General features: G+C 69.1%; 18 protein-coding genes. 7 read left to right on the top strand and 11 right to left on the bottom strand.

Features of this window, described 5'->3' with window-relative positions; all coding sequences use genetic code 11:
• Positions 1-25: 25 nt before the first annotated feature.
• The 4 genes from ACTWPT_RS11095 to ACTWPT_RS11080 all read left to right on the top strand — a co-directional run bounded on the left by ACTWPT_RS11095 (position 26) and on the right by ACTWPT_RS11080 (position 3,413).
• A complete protein-coding gene (locus ACTWPT_RS11095) occupies positions 26-532 on the top strand; it encodes a TetR/AcrR family transcriptional regulator (protein WP_443177196.1) in 507 nt (168 codons plus the stop codon).
• Entirely contained in the window at positions 529-2,025 is a 1,497-nt protein-coding gene (locus ACTWPT_RS11090; protein WP_443177195.1) for a glycerol-3-phosphate dehydrogenase/oxidase, read from the top strand. Before ACTWPT_RS11095 ends, ACTWPT_RS11090 begins: the two co-directional genes overlap by 4 nt.
• Positions 2,026-2,128: 103 nt before the next feature.
• Positions 2,129-3,001: a sucrase ferredoxin gene (locus tag ACTWPT_RS11085; RefSeq protein ID WP_443177194.1), complete on the top strand. Its 873-nt coding sequence runs from the start codon at positions 2,129-2,131 to the stop codon at positions 2,999-3,001.
• A 100-nt stretch (positions 3,002-3,101) separates the two neighbouring features.
• Positions 3,102-3,413, top strand: coding sequence for a WhiB family transcriptional regulator (locus ACTWPT_RS11080; RefSeq protein ID WP_080036407.1), 312 nt, complete (start codon positions 3,102-3,104; stop codon positions 3,411-3,413).
• Positions 3,414-3,581: 168 nt separating this feature from the next.
• Here the strand turns inward: ACTWPT_RS11080 and ACTWPT_RS11075 are convergent, their stop codons facing one another.
• Together ACTWPT_RS11075 and ACTWPT_RS11070 are read right to left on the bottom strand one after the other, a co-directional pair.
• Positions 3,582-3,962 (bottom strand): YbaB/EbfC family nucleoid-associated protein, encoded by a 381-nt coding sequence (locus ACTWPT_RS11075; protein ID WP_443177193.1) that lies wholly within the window; start codon positions 3,960-3,962, stop codon positions 3,582-3,584.
• Positions 3,963-3,974: 12 nt separating this feature from the next.
• Entirely contained in the window at positions 3,975-4,136 is a 162-nt protein-coding gene (locus ACTWPT_RS11070) for a hypothetical protein (RefSeq protein WP_443177192.1), read from the bottom strand.
• 39 nt (positions 4,137-4,175) lie between these two features.
• On the opposite strand from ACTWPT_RS11070, the gene ACTWPT_RS11065 reads away from it, so the two are divergent.
• Complete coding sequence (locus ACTWPT_RS11065; protein ID WP_443177191.1) at positions 4,176-4,538, top strand: hypothetical protein; 363 nt, start codon at positions 4,176-4,178, stop codon at positions 4,536-4,538.
• Between the two features lie 83 nt (positions 4,539-4,621).
• A complete protein-coding gene (locus ACTWPT_RS11060; protein WP_443177190.1) occupies positions 4,622-5,827 on the top strand; it encodes an esterase-like activity of phytase family protein in 1,206 nt (401 codons plus the stop codon).
• Positions 5,828-6,069: 242 nt separating this feature from the next.
• On the opposite strand, the gene ACTWPT_RS11055 is transcribed toward ACTWPT_RS11060, so the two are convergent.
• On the bottom strand, positions 6,070-6,303 hold the full coding sequence (locus tag ACTWPT_RS11055; RefSeq protein ID WP_127935054.1) for a DUF397 domain-containing protein: 234 nt from the start codon (positions 6,301-6,303) through the stop codon (positions 6,070-6,072).
• Between the two features lie 135 nt (positions 6,304-6,438).
• On the bottom strand, positions 6,439-7,320 hold the full coding sequence (locus ACTWPT_RS11050) for a helix-turn-helix domain-containing protein (protein ID WP_443177189.1): 882 nt from the start codon (positions 7,318-7,320) through the stop codon (positions 6,439-6,441).
• 129 nt (positions 7,321-7,449) lie between these two features.
• Between ACTWPT_RS11050 and ACTWPT_RS11045 the strand changes: the two genes are divergently transcribed.
• Positions 7,450-7,923 (top strand): ATP-binding protein, encoded by a 474-nt coding sequence (locus ACTWPT_RS11045; RefSeq protein ID WP_443177188.1) that lies wholly within the window; start codon positions 7,450-7,452, stop codon positions 7,921-7,923.
• 5 nt (positions 7,924-7,928) lie between these two features.
• Here ACTWPT_RS11045 and ACTWPT_RS11040 read toward each other — a convergent pair whose 3' ends face one another.
• The 7 genes from ACTWPT_RS11040 to ACTWPT_RS11010 form a co-directional block, all read right to left on the bottom strand.
• Positions 7,929-8,555, bottom strand: coding sequence for a phosphoribosyltransferase (locus ACTWPT_RS11040; protein ID WP_443177187.1), 627 nt, complete (start codon positions 8,553-8,555; stop codon positions 7,929-7,931).
• A gap of 210 nt (positions 8,556-8,765) precedes the next feature.
• Positions 8,766-13,328 (bottom strand): ThuA domain-containing protein, encoded by a 4,563-nt coding sequence (locus ACTWPT_RS11035; protein WP_443177186.1) that lies wholly within the window; start codon positions 13,326-13,328, stop codon positions 8,766-8,768.
• An 18-nt stretch (positions 13,329-13,346) separates the two neighbouring features.
• Complete coding sequence (locus ACTWPT_RS11030; RefSeq protein ID WP_443177185.1) at positions 13,347-14,162, bottom strand: sugar phosphate isomerase/epimerase family protein; 816 nt, start codon at positions 14,160-14,162, stop codon at positions 13,347-13,349.
• Positions 14,159-15,364 carry an ABC transporter substrate-binding protein gene (locus ACTWPT_RS11025; protein WP_443177184.1) on the bottom strand — a complete coding sequence of 402 codons (1,206 nt, stop codon included), beginning with the start codon at positions 15,362-15,364 and terminating at the stop codon, positions 14,159-14,161. Before ACTWPT_RS11025 ends, ACTWPT_RS11030 begins: the two co-directional genes overlap by 4 nt.
• The gene (locus ACTWPT_RS11020) at positions 15,351-16,289 is read right to left on the bottom strand and encodes an ABC transporter permease (protein WP_443177183.1); all 939 of its coding nucleotides are present in this window, start codon (positions 16,287-16,289) and stop codon (positions 15,351-15,353) included. The genes ACTWPT_RS11025 and ACTWPT_RS11020 overlap by 14 nt, the downstream gene beginning before the upstream one ends.
• A complete protein-coding gene (locus ACTWPT_RS11015; protein ID WP_443177182.1) occupies positions 16,286-17,308 on the bottom strand; it encodes an ABC transporter permease in 1,023 nt (340 codons plus the stop codon). The genes ACTWPT_RS11020 and ACTWPT_RS11015 overlap by 4 nt, the downstream gene beginning before the upstream one ends.
• Complete coding sequence (locus ACTWPT_RS11010) at positions 17,305-18,783, bottom strand: sugar ABC transporter ATP-binding protein (protein ID WP_443177181.1); 1,479 nt, start codon at positions 18,781-18,783, stop codon at positions 17,305-17,307. Before ACTWPT_RS11010 ends, ACTWPT_RS11015 begins: the two co-directional genes overlap by 4 nt.
• Position 18,784: the final 1 nt, after the last annotated feature.

The following is an 18,784-nucleotide window of genomic DNA, read 5'->3' as shown; positions in this document are numbered from 1 at the left end:
TCTCGGCACGCTTACACTGTGACACATGACGTTGATTCGTCACAATGACGGCGTTCTTGACGCGGCTCGCGACTGCGTGCTGGTCTACGGAGTGCGCAGGACGACGCTCACGGACGTGGCGCGCCGGGCGGGCGTGTCCCGGATGACGATCTACCGCCGCTGGCCCGACGTGCGCACGCTGGTCGCCGACGTGATGACCAGGGAGTGGGTACGCGTGGTCGCGGACCTGGACCTGTCGGACCCCGTGCGCGCGGTCGTCGCCGGGGTGCGGGGGCTGCGCTCCCATCCGCTGTGGCGGAAGATCGTGGAAGCGGATCCCGAGCTGCTCATGCCTTACCTGCTCGACCGGCGCGGCGCGACACACGAGGCCGTGCTGCGAGTGCTGGAGCCGGCCGTCGGGGATGCGCGCAAAGCCAGGGCGGTGCTGCTGGTGGCGCAGTCGTTCCTGCTGTCGGCGCCCACCATGCTGGACCCCGTGACGCTCGACGAGCTCGACGACGAGCTCGCCGCCCTGCTGGAGGCCTACCTGTGAAGAGTTCGCTGAACGCCGGCCGCCGCGCCCGTGAGCTGCGCGAGGTCGCCGAAGAACGAGTGGACGTGCTGGTGGTGGGGCTCGGCGCGACCGGGGCCGGCGCCGCGCTCGACGCCGCCGCGCGCGGGCTGAGCGTGGCCGCGATCGACGCGCACGACCTGGCGTTCGGCACGTCCAGGTGGAGCTCGAAGCTGATCCACGGCGGCCTGCGGTACCTGGCCAGGGGGCAGGTGGACGTCGCTCACGAGAGCGCGGTGGAGCGCGGGATCCTGCTGCGCATGACTGCTCCGCACCTGGTCAAGGCGCATCCGTACGTGCTGCCGCTGACCCCGGCGGTGTCCCGGCGGCAGGCCGCGCTGGTCATGGCCGGCTACCGGGCCGGCGACGCCCTGCGCGCCGCCGCCCGCACGCCGCGCCGTCTGCTGCCCGGCCCCACACGACTCAACGCGGCCAGGGCGCACACTCTGGCGCCGGTGGTGAACGAGGACGGTCTGCGCGGCGCGCTGCTGTCATGGGACGGCCGGCTGCTCGACGACGCCCGGCTGGTGGTGGCGATCGCCAGGACCGCCGCCGCGCACGGCGCCCGCGTGCTGACCCGCTGCCGCGCGCTGCGGCTGTCGGACCGCGGCGCCGACGTACGGGACGAGCTGACGGGCGAGCACTTCACCATCCGCGCCCGTGCGGTGATCAACGCCGCCGGCGTGTGGGCGGGCGCCCTCGATCCCCAGGTGAAGCTGCGGCCGTCCCGCGGCACGCACCTCGTGCTCAGCCCGGGCACGCTGCCGGGGCTGATCGCCGGCATGCACCTGCCCATACCGGGCGAGATCAACCGGTTCGCGCTCGTTCTGCCTCAGCGCGACGGCCGCGTATACGTCGGTCTCACGGACGAACCCGTGGAGGGACCGGTGCCCGACGTCCCCGAAGTGCCCGAGGAGGACGTGAGAGCACTCCTGGAGGTGCTGAACGGGGTTCTCGGGACTCGGGTGACCAGAGAGGCGGTTGCGGGCGTCTACGCGGGCCTCAGGCCCCTTCTGGCGGCCGACGGGCGCACGGCGGACCTCTCCAGGAAACACGCGGTGCTGTCGGACGGCGACGTGGTCACCGTGATCGGGGGCAAACTGACGACCTATCGGCGCATGGCCGAGGACGCGGTGGATCGAGCGGTCTCATCCAGGAAGCTCCCGGCGGGCCGGTGCCGTACGCGGAAGATCCCGCTCGTCGGCGCCGGGGCACAGCCGTCCGGCGTGCCGATCCGGCTGGCCGAGCGGTACGGCAGCGAGGCCGGCGCCGTGCACGAGCTCGTCAAGGCGTACCCGGAGGACGTCGGGCTCGGCATCGCCGAGGGCGAGCTGATGTGGTCGGTCTTGCACGAGGGCGCGCTCGACGAGGGCGACCTGCTGGACCGGCGGACCAGGATCGGCCTGGTCAGAATGGACAGGGACCGCGCCCTGCCCGCGACACGGGACGTACTGGAGCGAACCAGCCACGCCTGACCCCACCGATCCGTTAGGTTAGTCTTACCTAATTCGACGGTGAAGGGGGAGAGAGGCGTTGGCGAGGGGCTGCGAGCATCCTGTCGGGTGTCACACCGGGGAGGTGCCCACACTGGCCAGCGCCACCGTGGGGGCCCGGCTCTGGCTGCTCATCGAGCACAACGGCGCCTGGCCGTCCCGCCTGGAAGAAAGCTCCGAACTTCCTGGAGAAATCTCCGAACTCGTCCGCCGCGCGCTCGAACGCGGTATCAGGCCCCAGTTGATCCGCCGGCCCGGCAAGCGGACCCGCCCACGGGAGCGGGGAATCCGTGTGCTATTGGCGTACGCCGCCGGCGAGCACCCCTGGCTGGCCGGGGGCGTCATCGCAGGTCCTGACGATCTTGACCTGGACGCGCTGGCGGCCGGAGTGGTCCCGGAGTCCTGCATACTTGAAGACGAGCCGGTATTTCTGGTCTGCACGCACGCCAAGCGCAATGTGTGCTGCGCCCGCATTGGACTACCCCTCGCTCGATCCCTGGCCGATTCGCTGCCGGACAGAGTGTGGGAAACGTCACACGTTGGCGGCGATCGCTACGCCGCCAACCTCGTGTGCTTGCCACACGGAATTTTCTACGGCAGCATGTCTCAGGCTGCTGCACTGGCAGCGGCTAACGCGTACCGGTCGGGCGAGGTCATTCTCGACCGCTACCGGGGACGCGCAGGCATCCCTGAGCCATTGCAAGCCGTCGAGCACTTCGCCCGAGCCCATACGGGAGAGTGTTCTGTCGGCGCGGTGGCCGTGGAATCCTCCAGGTCGGACGGTGACGTCACCGTAGCCATCGTGCGTTGCGGCGACGTCCGGCTCCAGGTTGTGATTGAGCCATCGGCGTTCACAGCGCCGTGTGGCACGGCTTGCGCCGAGACGATCACCACCTACCGGCTGGTTTCGCTGGACAGGCTCACGCCTGTGCGGTACGCCACGCCCGCCCTTGCCTGAACTGGGAACACCACGGCCACACGTTGCGTTGGAACAGTGACGCCAAAAGCGTCCAATGCGGCTCAATTACCGAAATACCTCTCACGAAGGTGGTTTTCTCATGTCTCAGGTACGTCGGCAGCTCGCCCGCCCGCGCCCCAGCTGGGGTTGGCAGGATGATGCCGCGTGCCGGGGTGAGGACCTCGTGCTCTTCTTCGGCCCCGACGGGGAGCGGCAGCCCGAGCGTGACGTACGTGAGCGGAAGGCCAAGGCGATCTGCGCCCAGTGCCCCGTCCGCAACGAGTGCCTTGACTACGCGCTGTCCCGGCCAGAGAAGTACGGCACGTGGGGCGGTCTCAACGAAGACGAGCGCGCCTCCGAGCGGCGCCGTCGTATGCGCCGCGCGGCCAGCGCCGGCATCTCCGCCGCCTGACACACCCCGCAGCGTCACCATCATCGCATGATCAGGCAGTTGTCCCGATGAACCAGAGTCTGGCCCTCCACGCACAGGCTCTGGCGAACCCGGTCGGGGCAACCGCCTGATCAAGCAGGGTTCTCCCGCAAAATCACTGATCGAGCGGATTCCCCCGCGAACCCCCCGCTACTCCCATGGAGTATTGGCCAAGCGCTCAAGCTGAGCGGAAACCGCGGCCGGGTCGTAACCCGGCATCCCCTCACGGATCAACTCGTCGGCCTGCCGGGCCGCGTCGAGACCGGCCTGCCGCAGCGCTGCCAGCACCTCCTCGGCGAGCGTCCGGCTGTCCAGCCGCATGGCGCGCTCCTTGATGGACACGCCGAGCACCTTGCCGTCGGCAGTCACGGTGGCCACGACCTGGCCGGACCTGCTCTCACCGACCCCCTTGACCGCCGCGATCTCGGCCTGCGCCCGCTCGATCCACGCCAGCGCCCGATCGGCCAGCGCCGCCTCCCGCGCCAGCTCGGCGTCGCTGTAGGCGGCGGGGTTCCTGCGAGGACCGAACACACATACCTCCGGCTAGAGAAGATTGCGAGCGATCTGCTCGACCCGCTCACGGATGAAGCTCTCGTCCGGCGGCTCCGAAAGGTCGGCGGTGTCGGCCAGCGCGCCGTCCACGATCTCCTTCGTCTGCTCCTCGGCGCTCCGCTGCGCCTCCTCGGGGCGGCGATCGCGGAGCACGCACGGGTTCTGGAGGAGGCCGCCGACGACTACCCGCGCGTGGCGCAGGCGCTCAACGCGCTGCGCGAGAGCGCGCTCGCGTACGTGGACCTGTGCGCGGAGCGGACCGGCTGGGGCAACCCCTTCGCCGACCTGGAGGAGGACCGCGAGGAGGAGCAGCCGCAGGAGGAGGCCGACGGCGCGACCGTTGATCTGGAGGCACGCTACCGGATCCGCGTCAACGACGTGGAGGCCGCGGCGCGCCTGCTCGGCGCGCCGGCCGCGGAGGACATCGTGGAGGGCGCGTCCGACGTGGTCTCGCGGCTGTTCATGCGGGACGGGTGGAACCCGGCGCAGTACGACGACCTGCTCACGCTGGTCGATCACGAGTGGACGTGCGGCCCGGCCCGCCAGGAGACGTGATACCGCAAGGCTGACACCTGGCGGTCATCGCCTGTTGCCGTACGTTCGGGATCCCGTCACGCGGCCGCCCTAGGGTGCCCGCCATGAAACGTATCGCCATCCTGATGTGCGCGGGCGTGACGGCTCTGTCCCTGGCCGCTCCCGCCGCCGCCGACCCCGAGCGTCACGGCTCGCAGCCCGGTTTCGGGCAGGCCACGCTGACCGGGTTCGCCTCGCTGCCCGCGCTGACCTTCGTTCCCGGCAGCGAGCCGTCGGGATCGTCCTTGGGCACCGCGCCGGTGAACGGGGTCACGCCGCCGTTCTCCGGCCAGCCCGTGCAGGGCTTCAGCGGCATCGTCCGCCGCCACGACGGGACCTTCGATGTGCTGTCGGACAACGGCTTCGGCAACAAGGCCAACAGCGCGGACTTCCTGCTGCGGGTTCACCGGGTCAAGCCGGACTTCACGGCGAAGTCCGTACAGGTGCTCGGCGGGTTCAACCTGACCGACCCGCGTGGGTTGGTGCCTTTCCCGCTCACCCGGCAGGACCGCACGCTCACCGGCGCCGACTTCGACGTCGAGTCGATCGTGCGCACGGTTGACGGCACGTACTGGATCGGCGACGAGTTCGGCCCGTTCCTGCTGCACTTCGACCGCAAGGGCAGGCTGATGGAGGCGCCGATCGAGCTGCCCGGCGTCCGCGCGCCCGAGAACCCGAACCTGAACGGCGCCCAGCCCAACCTCGGCGGCAGCAAGGGCTTCGAGGGCATGGCCAGGTCGGTGGACGGCCGCCGGCTCTACCCGCTGCTCGAGGGCACGGTGGCGGGCGACCCGGCGGGGACGCTGCGGATGAACGAGTTCGACCTGCGCGAGCGGGCCTACACAGGCCGGCGGTGGACGTACCGGCTGGACTCGCCCTCCCACGCCATCGGCGACGCGATCGCGGTCGACGCCGACCGGTTCCTGATCATCGAGCGGGACAACCTGCAGGGCGACGCCGCCCAGGTCAAGCGCATCTATCTGGCGGACATGCGGGACAAGGACCGCGACGGCGCGCTCGACAAGACCCTGGTCGCCGACCTGCTCGACATCGCCGATCCGCGCGGCCTCGGCGGCGCGCCGGGGACGTTCAGGTTCCCGTTCCAGACGATCGAAGACGTCGTCATCCTCGACGACCGCACGCTCGGGGTGCTCGACGACAACAACTTCCCCTTCTCCAACGGCCGCACTCCGGGCAAGCCGGATGACAACGAGTTCATCACCATTCGACTGACCCGCGGTCTCAAGGCCGACCCCCGCGTCTACCGGTAGGCGCCACCGGCTCGGCCGGTGGCCCGGCCACCGGCCGAGCCGTACAGTGCCTGCCATGGCACCCCTTCGCCCTCACGAGCGGCAGGCAGGGAGGGCCGGAGGAGACCATCCGCGCCGACCTCGCGGCGGGGCCCACGCTCGTGCACACCCACGACCTGGCCGAGTGGCGCTGGCACGGCGCGCCCCGCGACTGACCAAAGGTGACCGAAATCCACCCCTGGACCCGCCCGTAATCCGGCGTCTCAGACGATGAGGTCGTCGAATTCGCCGTCCTTAGCCCCGAGGACGAACGCGGTGATCTCCGCCTGGGTGTAGACCAGCGCCGGTCCTTCGGGAAAGCGTGAGTTACGCATGGCGATCTCCCCCGTGGGCAGGTTCGCGACCTCGACGCAGTTGCCGTTGGGGTTGCTCCTCTTGCTCTTGCGCCAGACGACGGGAAGGCGGCCGGCGGGTGTTCCGTTCCGGAACTCGTGCATGGGGGCAGCTCCTCGCGATCTTACGGATGCACGTGCATCCGCGTTTGCGAGGTGACAATACGGCAACACGTTGATCTCCATATACCGGACGACCAAAAATCCCGTTATGTGGTGGATCACAGGGATATCAGCAGCTCAATCGGAAAGCAGGCGCTCCAGAAAGCGCCTCGTCTCCTTCGGCGTCTCCGCCTGGATGCTCAGCCGGTCCATGACCTCCATGTAGTGGTCCGAGTCGGCGGGTTTGTCCAGGTAGAGGGCGCTGGTGAGCTGCTCCATGTAAACCACGTCGGGCAGCTCGCGCTCCGGGAAACGCAGGATGCTGAACGGCCCTCCGGCCGCCGCGTGGCCGCCGCGGTCGAACGGCATGACCTGCACGGTGATGTTGCGCGAGCCGGTGATCTCCAGTAGATGGGCGATCTGCGCCCGCATCGTGTCCCGACCGCCGAGCATCCTGCGCACGACGGCCTCGTCGATCACCGCCCAGAGCGTCAGCCCGCTCTCGAGCCGCTTCTGCCGGGTGGTGCGGACGGCCACCCGCCGGTCCATTTCCACCCGCGTGGCCCTTTCGTGGGCCAGCTTGATGACGGCCCTCGCGTAGTCGGGAGTCTGGAGCAGGCCGGGCACGAACTGGTTCTCATACGTACGGATGCTGGAGGCGGCGCCCTCCAGACCGATGTAGACCTCGAACCAGGAGGGCAGCACATCGGTGTACTTGTGCCACCAGCCCGGGGCGTTGGCCTGCTTGGCCAAGTCGAGCAGCGGCTGCCGTTCGGCCGGGTCGGTGACCCCGTACAGAGTGAGCAGATCGGCCACGTCGCGCTGCTTGAAACTGACCTGACCGAGCTCGAGTCTGCTGATCTTGGCGTGAGATGCGCGAATCGAGTACCCGGCGTCCTCGCGCGAGATACCCTTCTCCGTACGGAGCCTGCGGAGTTGGGTTCCGAGCAGGATACGCAGCACCGTCGGGCTTCCCGGCGCATAGCTGAGAAGCTTTCCTTCCGCGCTTTCTGCGCTCACTGCTTCGCTCCTCGATCATCTGCACGTGCAGATGCGCTTAGCATCTGTAAACTACGAAAAGTCTTGCATTGGTAAGCACTCCCCGTAAAGATGGGCATTGGATCACCAGACCGCGCTTCGGGGGCCTGAATGACGACTTTCGACGCTCGGCCGCAAGCCGCCATCGGTTCCCGGCCACCAGGATGGCTCTCGTCCATTCTGGTAGATGGCCGTGCCGGTGATTGCGATGCTGTGTTCCCCTTCCATCAGCGCACGGCACTCGAGCCTGCCTGCGTGGCCACGGCCAGGCGGTTCGTCGATCAGACGCTGACCTCGTGGGGCGCCATCGAGGTCTCCTTCGACGCGCAGCTGGTGGTCTCCGAGCTGGTGACCAACGCGATGCGGCACGGCGGCGGCGCCGCGCAGCTCCGGCTCCTCGCCCACCAGGCCGACCTGGCCTGCGTGGTGACCGACCACACCCAGACCATCCCGGTGGCCGCCGTGCCCGACGTGTTCTCGGAGTACGGGCGAGGGCTGCGGCTGGTGGACGCCCTCTGCAAGGCCTGGGGGTGGCTGTCCCCCGGCGGCCCGCGCAAGCTGGTCTGGGCCGTGCTCGCGAGCTGAGCCGCTCAGTCCCGGCCGAGCAGCTCCAGCACGTCGTCGTCGCTGAGCTGGTCGAATCGCTCGTACCACTGTCCCACCGCCCTGAAGTCGATCGGCGTCAGAAGCACCACCACCTCGTCGGCCTCCTCCTGCATCGACCGAACAGTCTCGCGGGCGCCGACCGGCACGGCAAGCGTCACCTTGGCCGGCTTGTGCGTGGCGACGGCCCTGAGCGCGGCACGGGCGGTGCCGCCGGTGGCCAGGCCGTCGTCGACCACGATCACCTCTCTGCCCTCCAGCGGGGGCAGCGGGCGGTCGCCCCGGTAGGCGCGCACCCGGCGGGCCAGCTCCCGCCGCTCCTGCTCGACCACGTCCGCGACGGACTCGGGCGTCAGGCCGAGGCGGTCCAGCAGCCGCAGGTCGAAGACGGGCTCGCCGCCCTCGGCTATCGCGCCGACGCCCAGCTCGGGCGTCGGCGGATAGCCGATCTTCCTGGTCACCAGGACCTCGAGGTCGGCGTCGAGCCTGCGCGCGATGGGCACGGCCACCGCCACGCCGCCGCGGGGCAGCGCGAGCAGGATGGGGTCGTGCGCGTCCAGCAAGCGCTCGGCGAGCTCTGCCCCGGCCTGGGCCCGGTCTGCGAAAAGCTCCATGACCTGTGCCCTACCCAGCAGGCATGCACTCCTCGCCTTCTGGCCTCCAGCCGTTCAGACGACGGCCACCCCCGGGCCGGCGTCGTTGTCGTGCTGAGGACGCAGCTGAGCGCGGCCGGAGCGGCGCGGATGGCGAAGGTCTCGCCGGCGCCGGCCCCAAGCCGCGCTCAGATTTCACAGATCGCGATGATTCAGCGTGCTCCTAGGAGACTAGGAGAGGATGGCGATCATCTTGTCGGCGTCGCGGGTGAGGACCTGACGGACGTCGGCCCGCTGTACCGCGATCGTCTTGAAGGTGGTGAGGTGGCGGATGGCCTTGGCGTCGTTGCCGCCGGCCTCCGCCTTTCTGGCGCGGGTCAGCTCCCTGGTCAGCGCCGCCTCCTCGGCGGCGGAGATCCAGGAGGTGGCGCGGAAGCGGTCGATGAGGTTCTGCATGTCCCGGAGGGACGTGGTCACCGAGAAGCGGACGTCTGTGGTCATGGCGTTGTCGGCGTTGTCGTGGGCCGTGACCGAGATCGTGTGCCCGGCCAGCGTCTGGGTGAACAGCGGGAGCACCGAGTCGACCGTGTAGGCGGTCCCGTCGAGGGTGCCCGACATGCTTCGTACCCCTGAGGTGGAGTCGACCGCCTGCCAGGTGATGCGCAGGTCCTGCGAGTCGCCGTAGACCTCGCCGTCGGAGACGCCGGAGACCATGAGAGTGGGGCGTGTCCCGTCGATCTTCAGCGTGGCGGCCTTCTCCTGCTCGGACGTTCCGGCGACGTCGACGGCCCGGTAGCGGACCTCGTGGCTGCCGTCGCCGCTCACGAGGACGGGCTTGTCCGCGTACGGTTGCCAGGCCCCCTGGTCGAGGGAGTACTCGATGCGGGCGAGGCCAGAGCCGGCGTCGGTGGCGGCCAGGACCACGGGCACGTCGGCGTTGTTCCACCCGCTGGAGTTGGGCGGAGCGAACGACGCGGTCGTCGTGGGCGCGGTGGTGTCGAGTTTCAGCGTGAGAGTGCGTGCCTCCTCCACGTTGCCCGCGCCGTCGCGGGATCGGTAATCGAGCTTGCGCGTACCATCCCCGCTGACGAGGATCGGCTCTGTGTAGGGGGTCCAGGCGCCGCCGTCGAGGCTGTATTCGGTGGCGGCCACCTCGCTGGCGTCGTCCTTGGCGGTCAGCGTGACCTCGACGGGGCCGCTCTTGTACCAGCCGTCGCCGCCGTTCGGCTCGGCCGCCTTGGCGGTGGTCACCGGCGGCGTCTTGTCGGCGCCCGCCACCGGTGAGAAGCGGAACCTCTCGTTGTCGGTGTTGGTGCACGTCCACTGGACCACCGCGGCGCCGTCGTCCTGGGAGACCCCGTTGACGTCGAGGCAGAGACCGCTCGCCGCCGCGGTGACCTTGTAGGTCTCACCGGTGGCCGCCGGGAAGAACCTCTGGTTGTTGAGATGCCCGTGCCCGATCGGGTGGCACGCCCACTGGACCAGCTGGGTGCCGGGCGTGGTGGAGCCGCCGGGGACGTCGAGGCACTTGCCGCTCTTGACGTTCTTGAGTTGGTAGCCGCCGTCCGCCAGCGGCACGGCCTCCCACTTCTGCTCGGCTCCCGTGCCGGGGGTCATCTGCACGATCGGCGCGTCGTCGGCGGTGGAGGCGTCCTTGGGGGTGACGTTCTTGCCGCTGTGCTGCGCGGTGATGGTGTAGGTCCCGGCTTCCAGGCCGCCGCTCTGGGCCTCGCCGGTGAACTGAAGTGCGTCCAGGTCGAAGGCGTTGTTCTGGCTGTTCTTGAACACGGCGTAGATCGTCTTGGTGCGCACGTCCGACGTGACCGGGACGGCGGCGGTCATCTGGTAGGTGTCCCATCCGCCGGTGTTGTGCACGGGCGCGGTGGCCAGGAGCGTGCCGGTGGGTGAGTCGGCGTGCAGTTCGATGGAGCCGCCGCCGGACGGGCTGGACAGCCGGAAGGCGACCGAGGTGATCCCGTTGAGGTCCATCGGGGTGAAGGCGATCCAGTCGTTGTTACTGATGTCGCCGATGCGCTTGCCGCTCTCGGCCCCGGCCTGGTCGATGACGCGGACGCCGGAGGAGGCCTTGAAGTACTCGGCCTGCTTGCGCTTGGGCTGCAGGACGACCTTGGCGTACCCGGTCAGCGGGTTCTCGCCCTGGTCGGTGTAGTGGGCGTTGATGACGTAGTAGAGGTTGGCGCCGGCGGGGTGGCCGCCGATGTCGCTGGTGGAGATCGTGCCCTCGCAGCCGGGCTTGTCGACGGTCTCGTGCTCGTGGTCGTCGTGGCCGAGCCCGGGGTTGACGAAGACCTTGGTGCAGTCGATCGTGCCGCCCTCGGGGTCGGTGACCTTCACCTTGTACGGGACGTCCTGCCCGAATTCAATGAGCGTGCCGTCCAGCGGCGTCTCCACGGTCACCACGGGCTTGGAGTTGCCCACGGTGATCTCGACGTTGGAGAAGCCCTCCTTGCCGGTGGAGTCCTTGAGCCGGAGCTGGGCGGTGAAGCGGCCGTTGACCGTGTAGGTGTGCGAGGCCTTGGCGGCGGTCGAGTCGACCGTGCCATCGCCGTCGAAGTCCCACGCCACGTCGAACGGGTCGCCGTCGGGGTCATAGCTGCCCGCGCTGTCGAACTCGACGGTGAGCGGCGCGGGACCGTCGGTCTTCGATGCGGTGGCCTTGGCGACCGGGGAGCGAGTGCCGGCGGAGTAGTCGATCCGGTAGAGGCCGGAGTCGTTGTTGCCGCCGCCGAAGGAGCTGCCCCATTCCAGCAGGTACATCGAGCCGTCACGGCCGAAGGTCATGTCCATCGGCTTGGTGAACGAGCCGAGGAACGGGTCGACCTTGAGGACCTTGTCCTGGTCGTCGAGGTGGATGGTCTTCACGTAGTGGCGCGACCACTCGTAGAAGAAGTTCTTGCCGTCGAAGTAGGCGGGGAACTTCGCGGTGGACGGGTTGGCGGCGTCGTATCGGTACACCGGCCCGCTCATCGGCGCGGAGCCACCCGAACCGAGCTCGGGGAACACCGGCGAGGTGCCGTAGCCGTACCACATGACGGGCAGTTCGATCGGCGGCAGCTCGGTCAGCCCGGTGTTGTTGGGCGAGTCGTTGACCGGGGCCGCGCAGTTGAACTTGGGACCGACGACCTTCGTGTCGGGGTTGTAGGGCGCGTAGGGCTGGTTGTCGCCGTGGCAGAACGGCCAGCCGTAGTTGCCTGCCTTCTTGATGACGTTGTACTCGACCAGCCCTTCCGGGCCGCGGTCGGTGGTGGGCGCGCCGCGGTCGGGGCCGTAGTCGGCCGCGTGCACGTACCCGGTCTTCTGGTCCACGGTGAAGCGGAAGGGGTTGCGGAAGCCCATGGCGTAGATCTCGGGCCTGGTCTTGGCGGTCCCTTCGGGGAAGAGGTTCCCGGCCGGGATGGTGTAGCCGCCGTCGGTCGTCGGGTTGATGCGCAGGATCTTGCCGCGCAGGTCGTTGGTGTTGCCCGCGGTACGGGCGGCATCGAGCATCTGCTGGCCGGGCCGCCAGTCGATCGGCGCGTACCCCTGCCAGTCGGGCGACAGGTTCGGCGGCACGTCGTCGCCCGTGCTGAGGTAGAGCGTGCCGTCCGGCCCGAACTCCACCGCGCCGCCCGTGTGGCCGGGCTCAGGATAGGTGCGCTGCCGGTACGCGGGCACCTCGAGGATCTTCTTCTCGGTCGCGAGGTCGATGGTGTCGCCGCTGACGGTGAAGCGGGAGAGCCGGTTGACGTCCGTCTCGCTGCTCTCCGGCGACCAGTAGACGTAGATCCAGCCGTTCTCCGCGAACTTCGGGTCGAGCTCCATGCCGACCAGGCCGTCCTCGCCGCCGGTGTAGACGCTCAGCGTGGCGGCGGTGACGGTGGTGTGCGTGTCGGGCTTGTAGATCTTGATCTCGCCCTTGCGCTGCACGTAGAAGACCCGCCCGTCCGGGGCGACGTCCAGCTCCATCGGGTCGGCGGTGTTGTCGTCGAGCGTCACCTTCTCGAAGCTGCTGGTGACGGTGCCGCCGCAGTCTCCCTCGACGGCGCCCGCACCCCACTGGATGCCGCCGAGCACGTGCTCGCGGAAGAGCGGCTCGGCGTAGGCGGCGGCGTCGTGGCCCATGGCGGTCGCCCACACCTTGCCGCCTTCGGCCTTGCGGCACCAGGAGATCGGGTGGTCGGGCCCCATCTTCGCCGACCCTGGGTCGTAGGTGGTCTCGTCGGCGGCGACCAGGACGTGCACGTTGCCGCGCGGGTTGGGCGAGAAGTTGTACCACTCCTCGGCGCGCTGCCAGCGCAGCGGCAGGTTCTTGGTCGACGGGTGCACCCGGTCGGTCACCTTGGCGGTGCCCTGCAGCACGCCGGGCGAGTGGGCGGGCATGTGGGCGCCGCCGTTGATCAGCTCGTCCCACCAGGGGAACTCGTTCTCGATGCCCATGTCGAGGGTGTTGTGGATGCCGACGATGCCCTTGCCGGAGCGGACGTACTTCTGCACGGCCTGCCGCTGGGCGTCGTTCTCCCACACCATGCCGGAGTTCTGCAGCATGATTACCACGTCGAAGGTGGCGAGGTTGGCGTCGTTGAAGACGCTGGAGTCATCGGTCTGGACGACCTCGAAGTCGTTGGCGGCGCCGAGATCCTTGATCATCTGGATGCCGGCGGGGATGGAGCCGTGGACGTAGCCGACGGCCTTCGTGAAGAGCAGGGCGCGGAAGGCAGCCTGCTGGGATGTGGTGGCGAGAGCCGGGCTCGCAGGTAAGAAGAGCAGGATGAGGGCAGCAAGGAACCGACGCATGGCGGATCTCCGGTGATTTCAGAGTGTTCTGAGGAAGGTCAGTCCGTCGATGGCTAGAGCGTCTTGGCTGGGAGCGAGCGGCCGCCAGATGGAGGCGGCGGTGGCGATGGTCTGGTTGTGGGCGGTGAAGGATTCGATGACGAGCGGCCCCGCGTACCCGACGTCGTGCAGGGCCTGGGTGAAGGCGGGCCAGTCGAAGCGGTCCTGGCCCGGGGTCCCGCGGTCGGTGCCGCAGACCTGGACGTGCGCGATCCGGCCGGCGGCGCTTCGTACGGCCGCCGCCGGATCCTTCTCCTCGATGTTCATGTGGTAGATGTCGAGAGCCAGGTCGACGCCCGGCGGAAGGGCGTCCAGGGCCTGCTCGACGGTGTTGATCAGGCTGGTCTCGTAGCGGTTGAGCGGCTCGACCGCGATCCGCACGTCGGCGTGGTCGACCAGCGGTTTCAGATTCTCCCGCAGCTCGGCGTAGGCGGCGCGGCGCTCGTCCGGCGACATGCGCCAGGTCCGGCCGACCGAGGTGTACGCGGGGCCCGCGATGACCGGCGAGCCCACGGTGACCGCCACGTCCATGCAGTGGCGGAGGTAGTCCTGGGTCTCCTTGACCGTGTCGGAGGCGACGAGCTCCCGCCCTGGCGGCATGACCAGCACCACTGTGGCCTTGAGCCCGTGCTCGGCGAGGATGTCGGCCGCCCGCGCCGGATCCCAGTCGCCCGGCTGCTCGACCGGCAGTTCGATGACGTCGAACCCCCAGGCGGCGACCTGGGGAGCGAGCCTCTCCAGGTCACCGTCGGTCAGAGGCGAGGTCCACACCCAGGTGTTGACCCCGATGTTCACTTCTTGCCGCCCCACTTCTCCGGGAAGCCGGGCAGGCTCTCGCAGCCGCAGAGCGCGTAGTGCAGCGGCGGCATGTTGGGCTTGAGGTAGGTGGTCAGGTTCTCCGCGGTGATCTTCGGCTGCGGGAGGTTCCAGGTCTTGGGCACCTGCTCGCCCTTGAGGATCTTCAGAGCGGCGATGATCGGCGTGCGCCACTGATAGGTGGGGTACGTGGGCGCGATCGCGGTGAGGTTGCCGTCCTTCCACTTCTGCAGGAAGTCCTGCTGGTCCTCGCCGTTGATCGGCGGGACGGGCTGGCCGGCGTCCTCGAAGGCCTCGATCGCGGCGACGGCGGTGGCGCCCGCGTCCATCCAGACGCCGTCGATCTTGCCGTGCCGCTGGATGTAGTCGCTGACGATGCTCTTGGTCTTGGCCGCGTCGCCGTCGGTGAACTCGACGCCGACCACCTGGAGCTTGCTCTGGTCGAACGTCACCTTCGCCGCCGACCAGCGCGTCTCCAGCACGTCCACGCCGGGCAGGATGCGCAGCGCCAGGATCTTGCCGCCCGCCGGCACCTTCTCGACGAGGAACTCGGCGGCGTCGGCGCCGAAGGCGTACCCGCCGATCGGCTTGATGAACGTCACCGGGCAGTCGGTCTCGACGCCGCGGTCGAACACGATCACCGGCAGCTTGTCGCAGGCGCCCTTGACCGCAGGGGTGAGGGTGGCGGTGGTGTTCGGCGAGATGATCAGCGCGTCACAGCCCTTGGCCTGCAGCTCGGAGATGTCGGAGATCTGCTTGTCGTCCTTGCCCTCCGCGTCCAGCGCGGTCAGCTTGGTGATCTCCTTGTGCTCGGCCACCTCGGCCTGCATGGTCTTCCAGCCGACCTGCCGCCACGGGTTGTTGACGGCCGCGTTGGAGAAGCACAGGTTGTACGGACCGTCCTTCTTGTACTTCGCGGTGTCGATCATTTGCGGCGCGATCGCCTGCTCCCACGGCTTGTCCGAGGGGCCCTCGGCAGTCTGCGACCGCATGGCGAGCTGCGCGTCGTAGTCGGCCTGGACGAAGAACTTCGACTGCTCCCCGGTCCCCGCGGCCGGCGCCTGGCTGCTCGGTGCCGCGGACGACTGGGTGACGGTGGCGGTGGCGGTCGGCTTGTCACTGGTGCAGCCCGCGATGACGAGTAGCGCGAACACCGCGACTATGGCTTTATGACGCGACATGGGCGTCTCCTTTTCGGGGGGTGAACTTCCACGGCAGTCGTACGGCTCCCGCGGCGACAGCGGCGATGATGATGACGCCCTGCACGGTGAACTCCAGCGCCCCCGAAATCCCGTACAGGTTGAGCAGCGTGAACAGCGCCTCCAAGGTGAACGCACCGGCCATGGCGGCCACGACGGAGCCGCGCCCGCCGCCGAGGACCACGCCGCCGAGGACGACGGCGGTGATCGCCGAGAACTCCAGGCCCTGCCCGACCTGGGCGGAAACGCCGGCGAACCCACCGAGCAGGATCCCGGCGACGGCCGCGGCAAGCCCGGAGATCACGAAGGCGAGGACCTTGACCCGGTTGACCCGAACTCCCGACAGGGCCGCCGCCCGCTCGTTGTCGCCGGTGGCGATGAGAGTGCGGCCGAAGTCGGCGCGCATGAGCAGGACCGCGGCCACGCCCACCGCCAGCAGGATGAGGACGGCCCACAGCGTGTCGCGGCCGAAGACGCGGAACGCCTGCGACAGCGCTCCCCTGGGCGCGCCGCCCGTCCAGAGGAAGACCGCGCCGGTCAAGATGAGCAGCATGCCGAGCGTGGTGATGAACGACGGCACCCGTAGCAGCGTCGTCACCACGCCGTTGACCAGGCCCACGAGCAGGCCGAACCCGATCAGCAGGGCGAGCACCGGCCAGGTGGCCGCCTCGTTCCCGTCGATCAGGCGGGCGGCGATGACGACCTCGGCGGTGACCAGCGAGCCCACCGACAGATCGAACTCGCCGGACACGATCACGAAGTACTGGCCCGCCGCCAGGATCACCAGCGGCGCGGCCCGCTTGACGAACGCCAGGAACCCGGCGGGTTCCAGGAAGAAGGGGTTGGCCAGCGCGATGGCCGCCAGCAGGACCAGCAGGACGGCGAAGATCGGCAGGGTGCGCTTCATGACTTCCGCCTCCTGGCGTAAATCGCGACGGCGGCCACGATGACGACGCCCCGGACGACGTCCTTGAAGAAGGAGTTGACCTCGAGCTGGTTGAAGATGCTGTCCAGCACGGCCAGGAGGAGGACGCCGCCGACCGTGCCCGCCACCCCGCCCTTTCCGCCCGCCAGCGCGGTTCCGCCGAGGACGACCGCGGCGATCGACTCCAGGTCGTAGCCGCCGTCGGTGCCGACCGTGGGGACACCGGCGCCGAGCCTGCTGGCGAGGAGCAACCCGGCGATGCCCGCGCACAAGGAGCAGAGCACGTGCGTGACGATGACCACGCGATCCGTTCTGACGCCCGAGAGCCTGGCCACCTCGACGTCGCCGCCCACCGCGTAGACGCGGTAGCCGTACCTGCTCCTGGACAGCAGGAACCACGCTACGCCAGCCACCGCGGCCCAGAGCAGGGCCGAGACGGGGATGGGACCGATGCGGTCATAGCCGAGGTGCTGGAACGACTCGGGCACCTTGCCCGCCGGGCCGTCGTAGAGGTGGTCGAGCACGCCCTTGATGATCAGCGCTACGCCGAGGGTGGCGATGAAGGCGTGCACCTTGAGCTTGGTGATCACCAGCCCGTTGACGAGGCCGACGAGCGCGCTGATCCCGATGACGGCCGCCACGCCTCCCGGGACGCTGCCCGCTTCCATGATCTCGGCCGCCACCAGGGAGCTGAGACTGATGAGGTAGGCAACCGAGAGGTCAAGGGATCCGGCCAGGATCGCCAGCGTCTGGCCGACCGCCACGATGCCGAGGGCTGCGGATCTCTGCTGGATGCCGACGATGGTTTCCAGGGTGAGGAAGTTGCCGCCGTCGATGGCCACCAGAACCCACCCGATCGCGATGACGGCTGCGAGCGCGAGGTAGACGACCTTCGTAGGGTTGAGCGCCGTCCACGAGCGCCGGGCTCGTCCGTTCCCGGTCGCGCCGTTGCGGCCCCGCGAGGGGCGGGCCTCGGCGACACGGGGTCCCGGCGCGTTCACGAGACCTCCTCTCCCGCGGCCAGGTGCATGATGGCTTCCTCCGAAGCCCCGGCGGGGAGCTCGCCGGCGAGGCGGCCGTCGCGCAGGACGAGGATGCGATCGCTCATGCCGATCAGTTCGGGCAGTTCAGAAGAGATCATCAGGATCGCGGTCCCCTCCTCGGCCACCGAGCGCATCAGGTCGTGAATGGCCGCTTTCGCGCCGACGTCGACGCCGCGGGTGGGTTCGTCGAAGAGGAGGATGTCCGGTGCCATGACGAGCCATTTGGCCAGGACGACCTTCTGCTGGTTGCCGCCCGACAGGTACTGGACTTCCTGTTCCTGGCGCGGTGGCGACAGCCGTACCCGATCCAGGAGGTCGGCCAGGGCGGGGACACGCCGGCCGGCGGCACGGGCCACGAGCAGCGCGTTGTCGCGGACGGATTGGCGGAGCGCCAGGCCTTCTGCCTTGCGGTCCTCGGTGACCAGGCCGAGCCCGGCGGTGACGCCCTCGCGTACCGAACGCGGGCGTAGGGGGGTCATGGTGCCGGTGGTGAAGGGCTCGGCGCCGAACAGGGCCTTGACGAGCTCGGTACGCCCGGAGCCCTGCAGTCCGGCGAGACCGACGATCTCGCCGGCGCGTAATTCAAGGGAGATGTCGTGTAAGCGAGCGTTGCCGCCGCCCGTGACGCTGAGCCGGACCTCTCCTGCGGAAGAGGAGCGGGGCGGAAAGTAGGTGCCGAGATCACGGCCGACCATCAGGCGGATGAGCTCGTCAGAACCGGTGGCGGCGGTGTCCACGCAGGCGACGCGGGCGCCGTCTTTCAGTACGGTCACCCGGGAGGCCAGGTCGAAGACCTCCCGCAGGCGGTGGGAGATGTAGAGGACCGCGAGACCACGCTCCTGTAATCGCCGCACCAGCCGGTACAGCAGCTCCACCTCGTGCTCGGCGAGCGCGGCCGTGGGCTCGTCCATCACCACGATCTTGGCGTCCAGCGAGAGCGCCTTGACGATCTCGACCACCTGCTGCTGCGCGACGGACAGCCGTTTGACGGGGTCGCGGGGGCCGAAGGAGTCCTCGCCCAGTTCCGCCAGGAGCCGCTCGGTCTCCCTGACCATGGCGGTCGCGTCGACGAGGCCGCGGCGGGAGGGCTCACGACCGAGGAAGACGTTCTCGGCCACGCTGCGCTCGGGCAGCAGGTTGAACTCCTGGTAGATGATCGCGACGCCGGCTCGCTGCGCCTCCAGCGGATGGCCGAACGAGACCCGCCGGCCATCGATCTCGATCGTGCCCTCGTCGGGCGCGTGCACCCCGGCGAGGATCTTCATGAGCGTGGACTTGCCCGCCCCGTTCTCGCCCACGACCGCGTGTACCTCGCCAGGCACCGCGTCAAGGTCGACGCCGGTGAGCACCCGGACGCCGAGGAAGCTCTTCCCGATGCCGGTCATCCGCAGCACCCGGGAGTATTCGGCCGATTTCCGGCCTATATCCTCCATG

Source organism: Nonomuraea sp. 3N208 (assembly GCF_052245935.1).
Lineage (GTDB): Bacteria > Actinomycetota > Actinomycetes > Streptosporangiales > Streptosporangiaceae > Nonomuraea.
The sequence above is the reverse complement of the archived record's forward strand: the minus strand, read 5'-3'. Positions and strand labels throughout refer to the sequence as shown.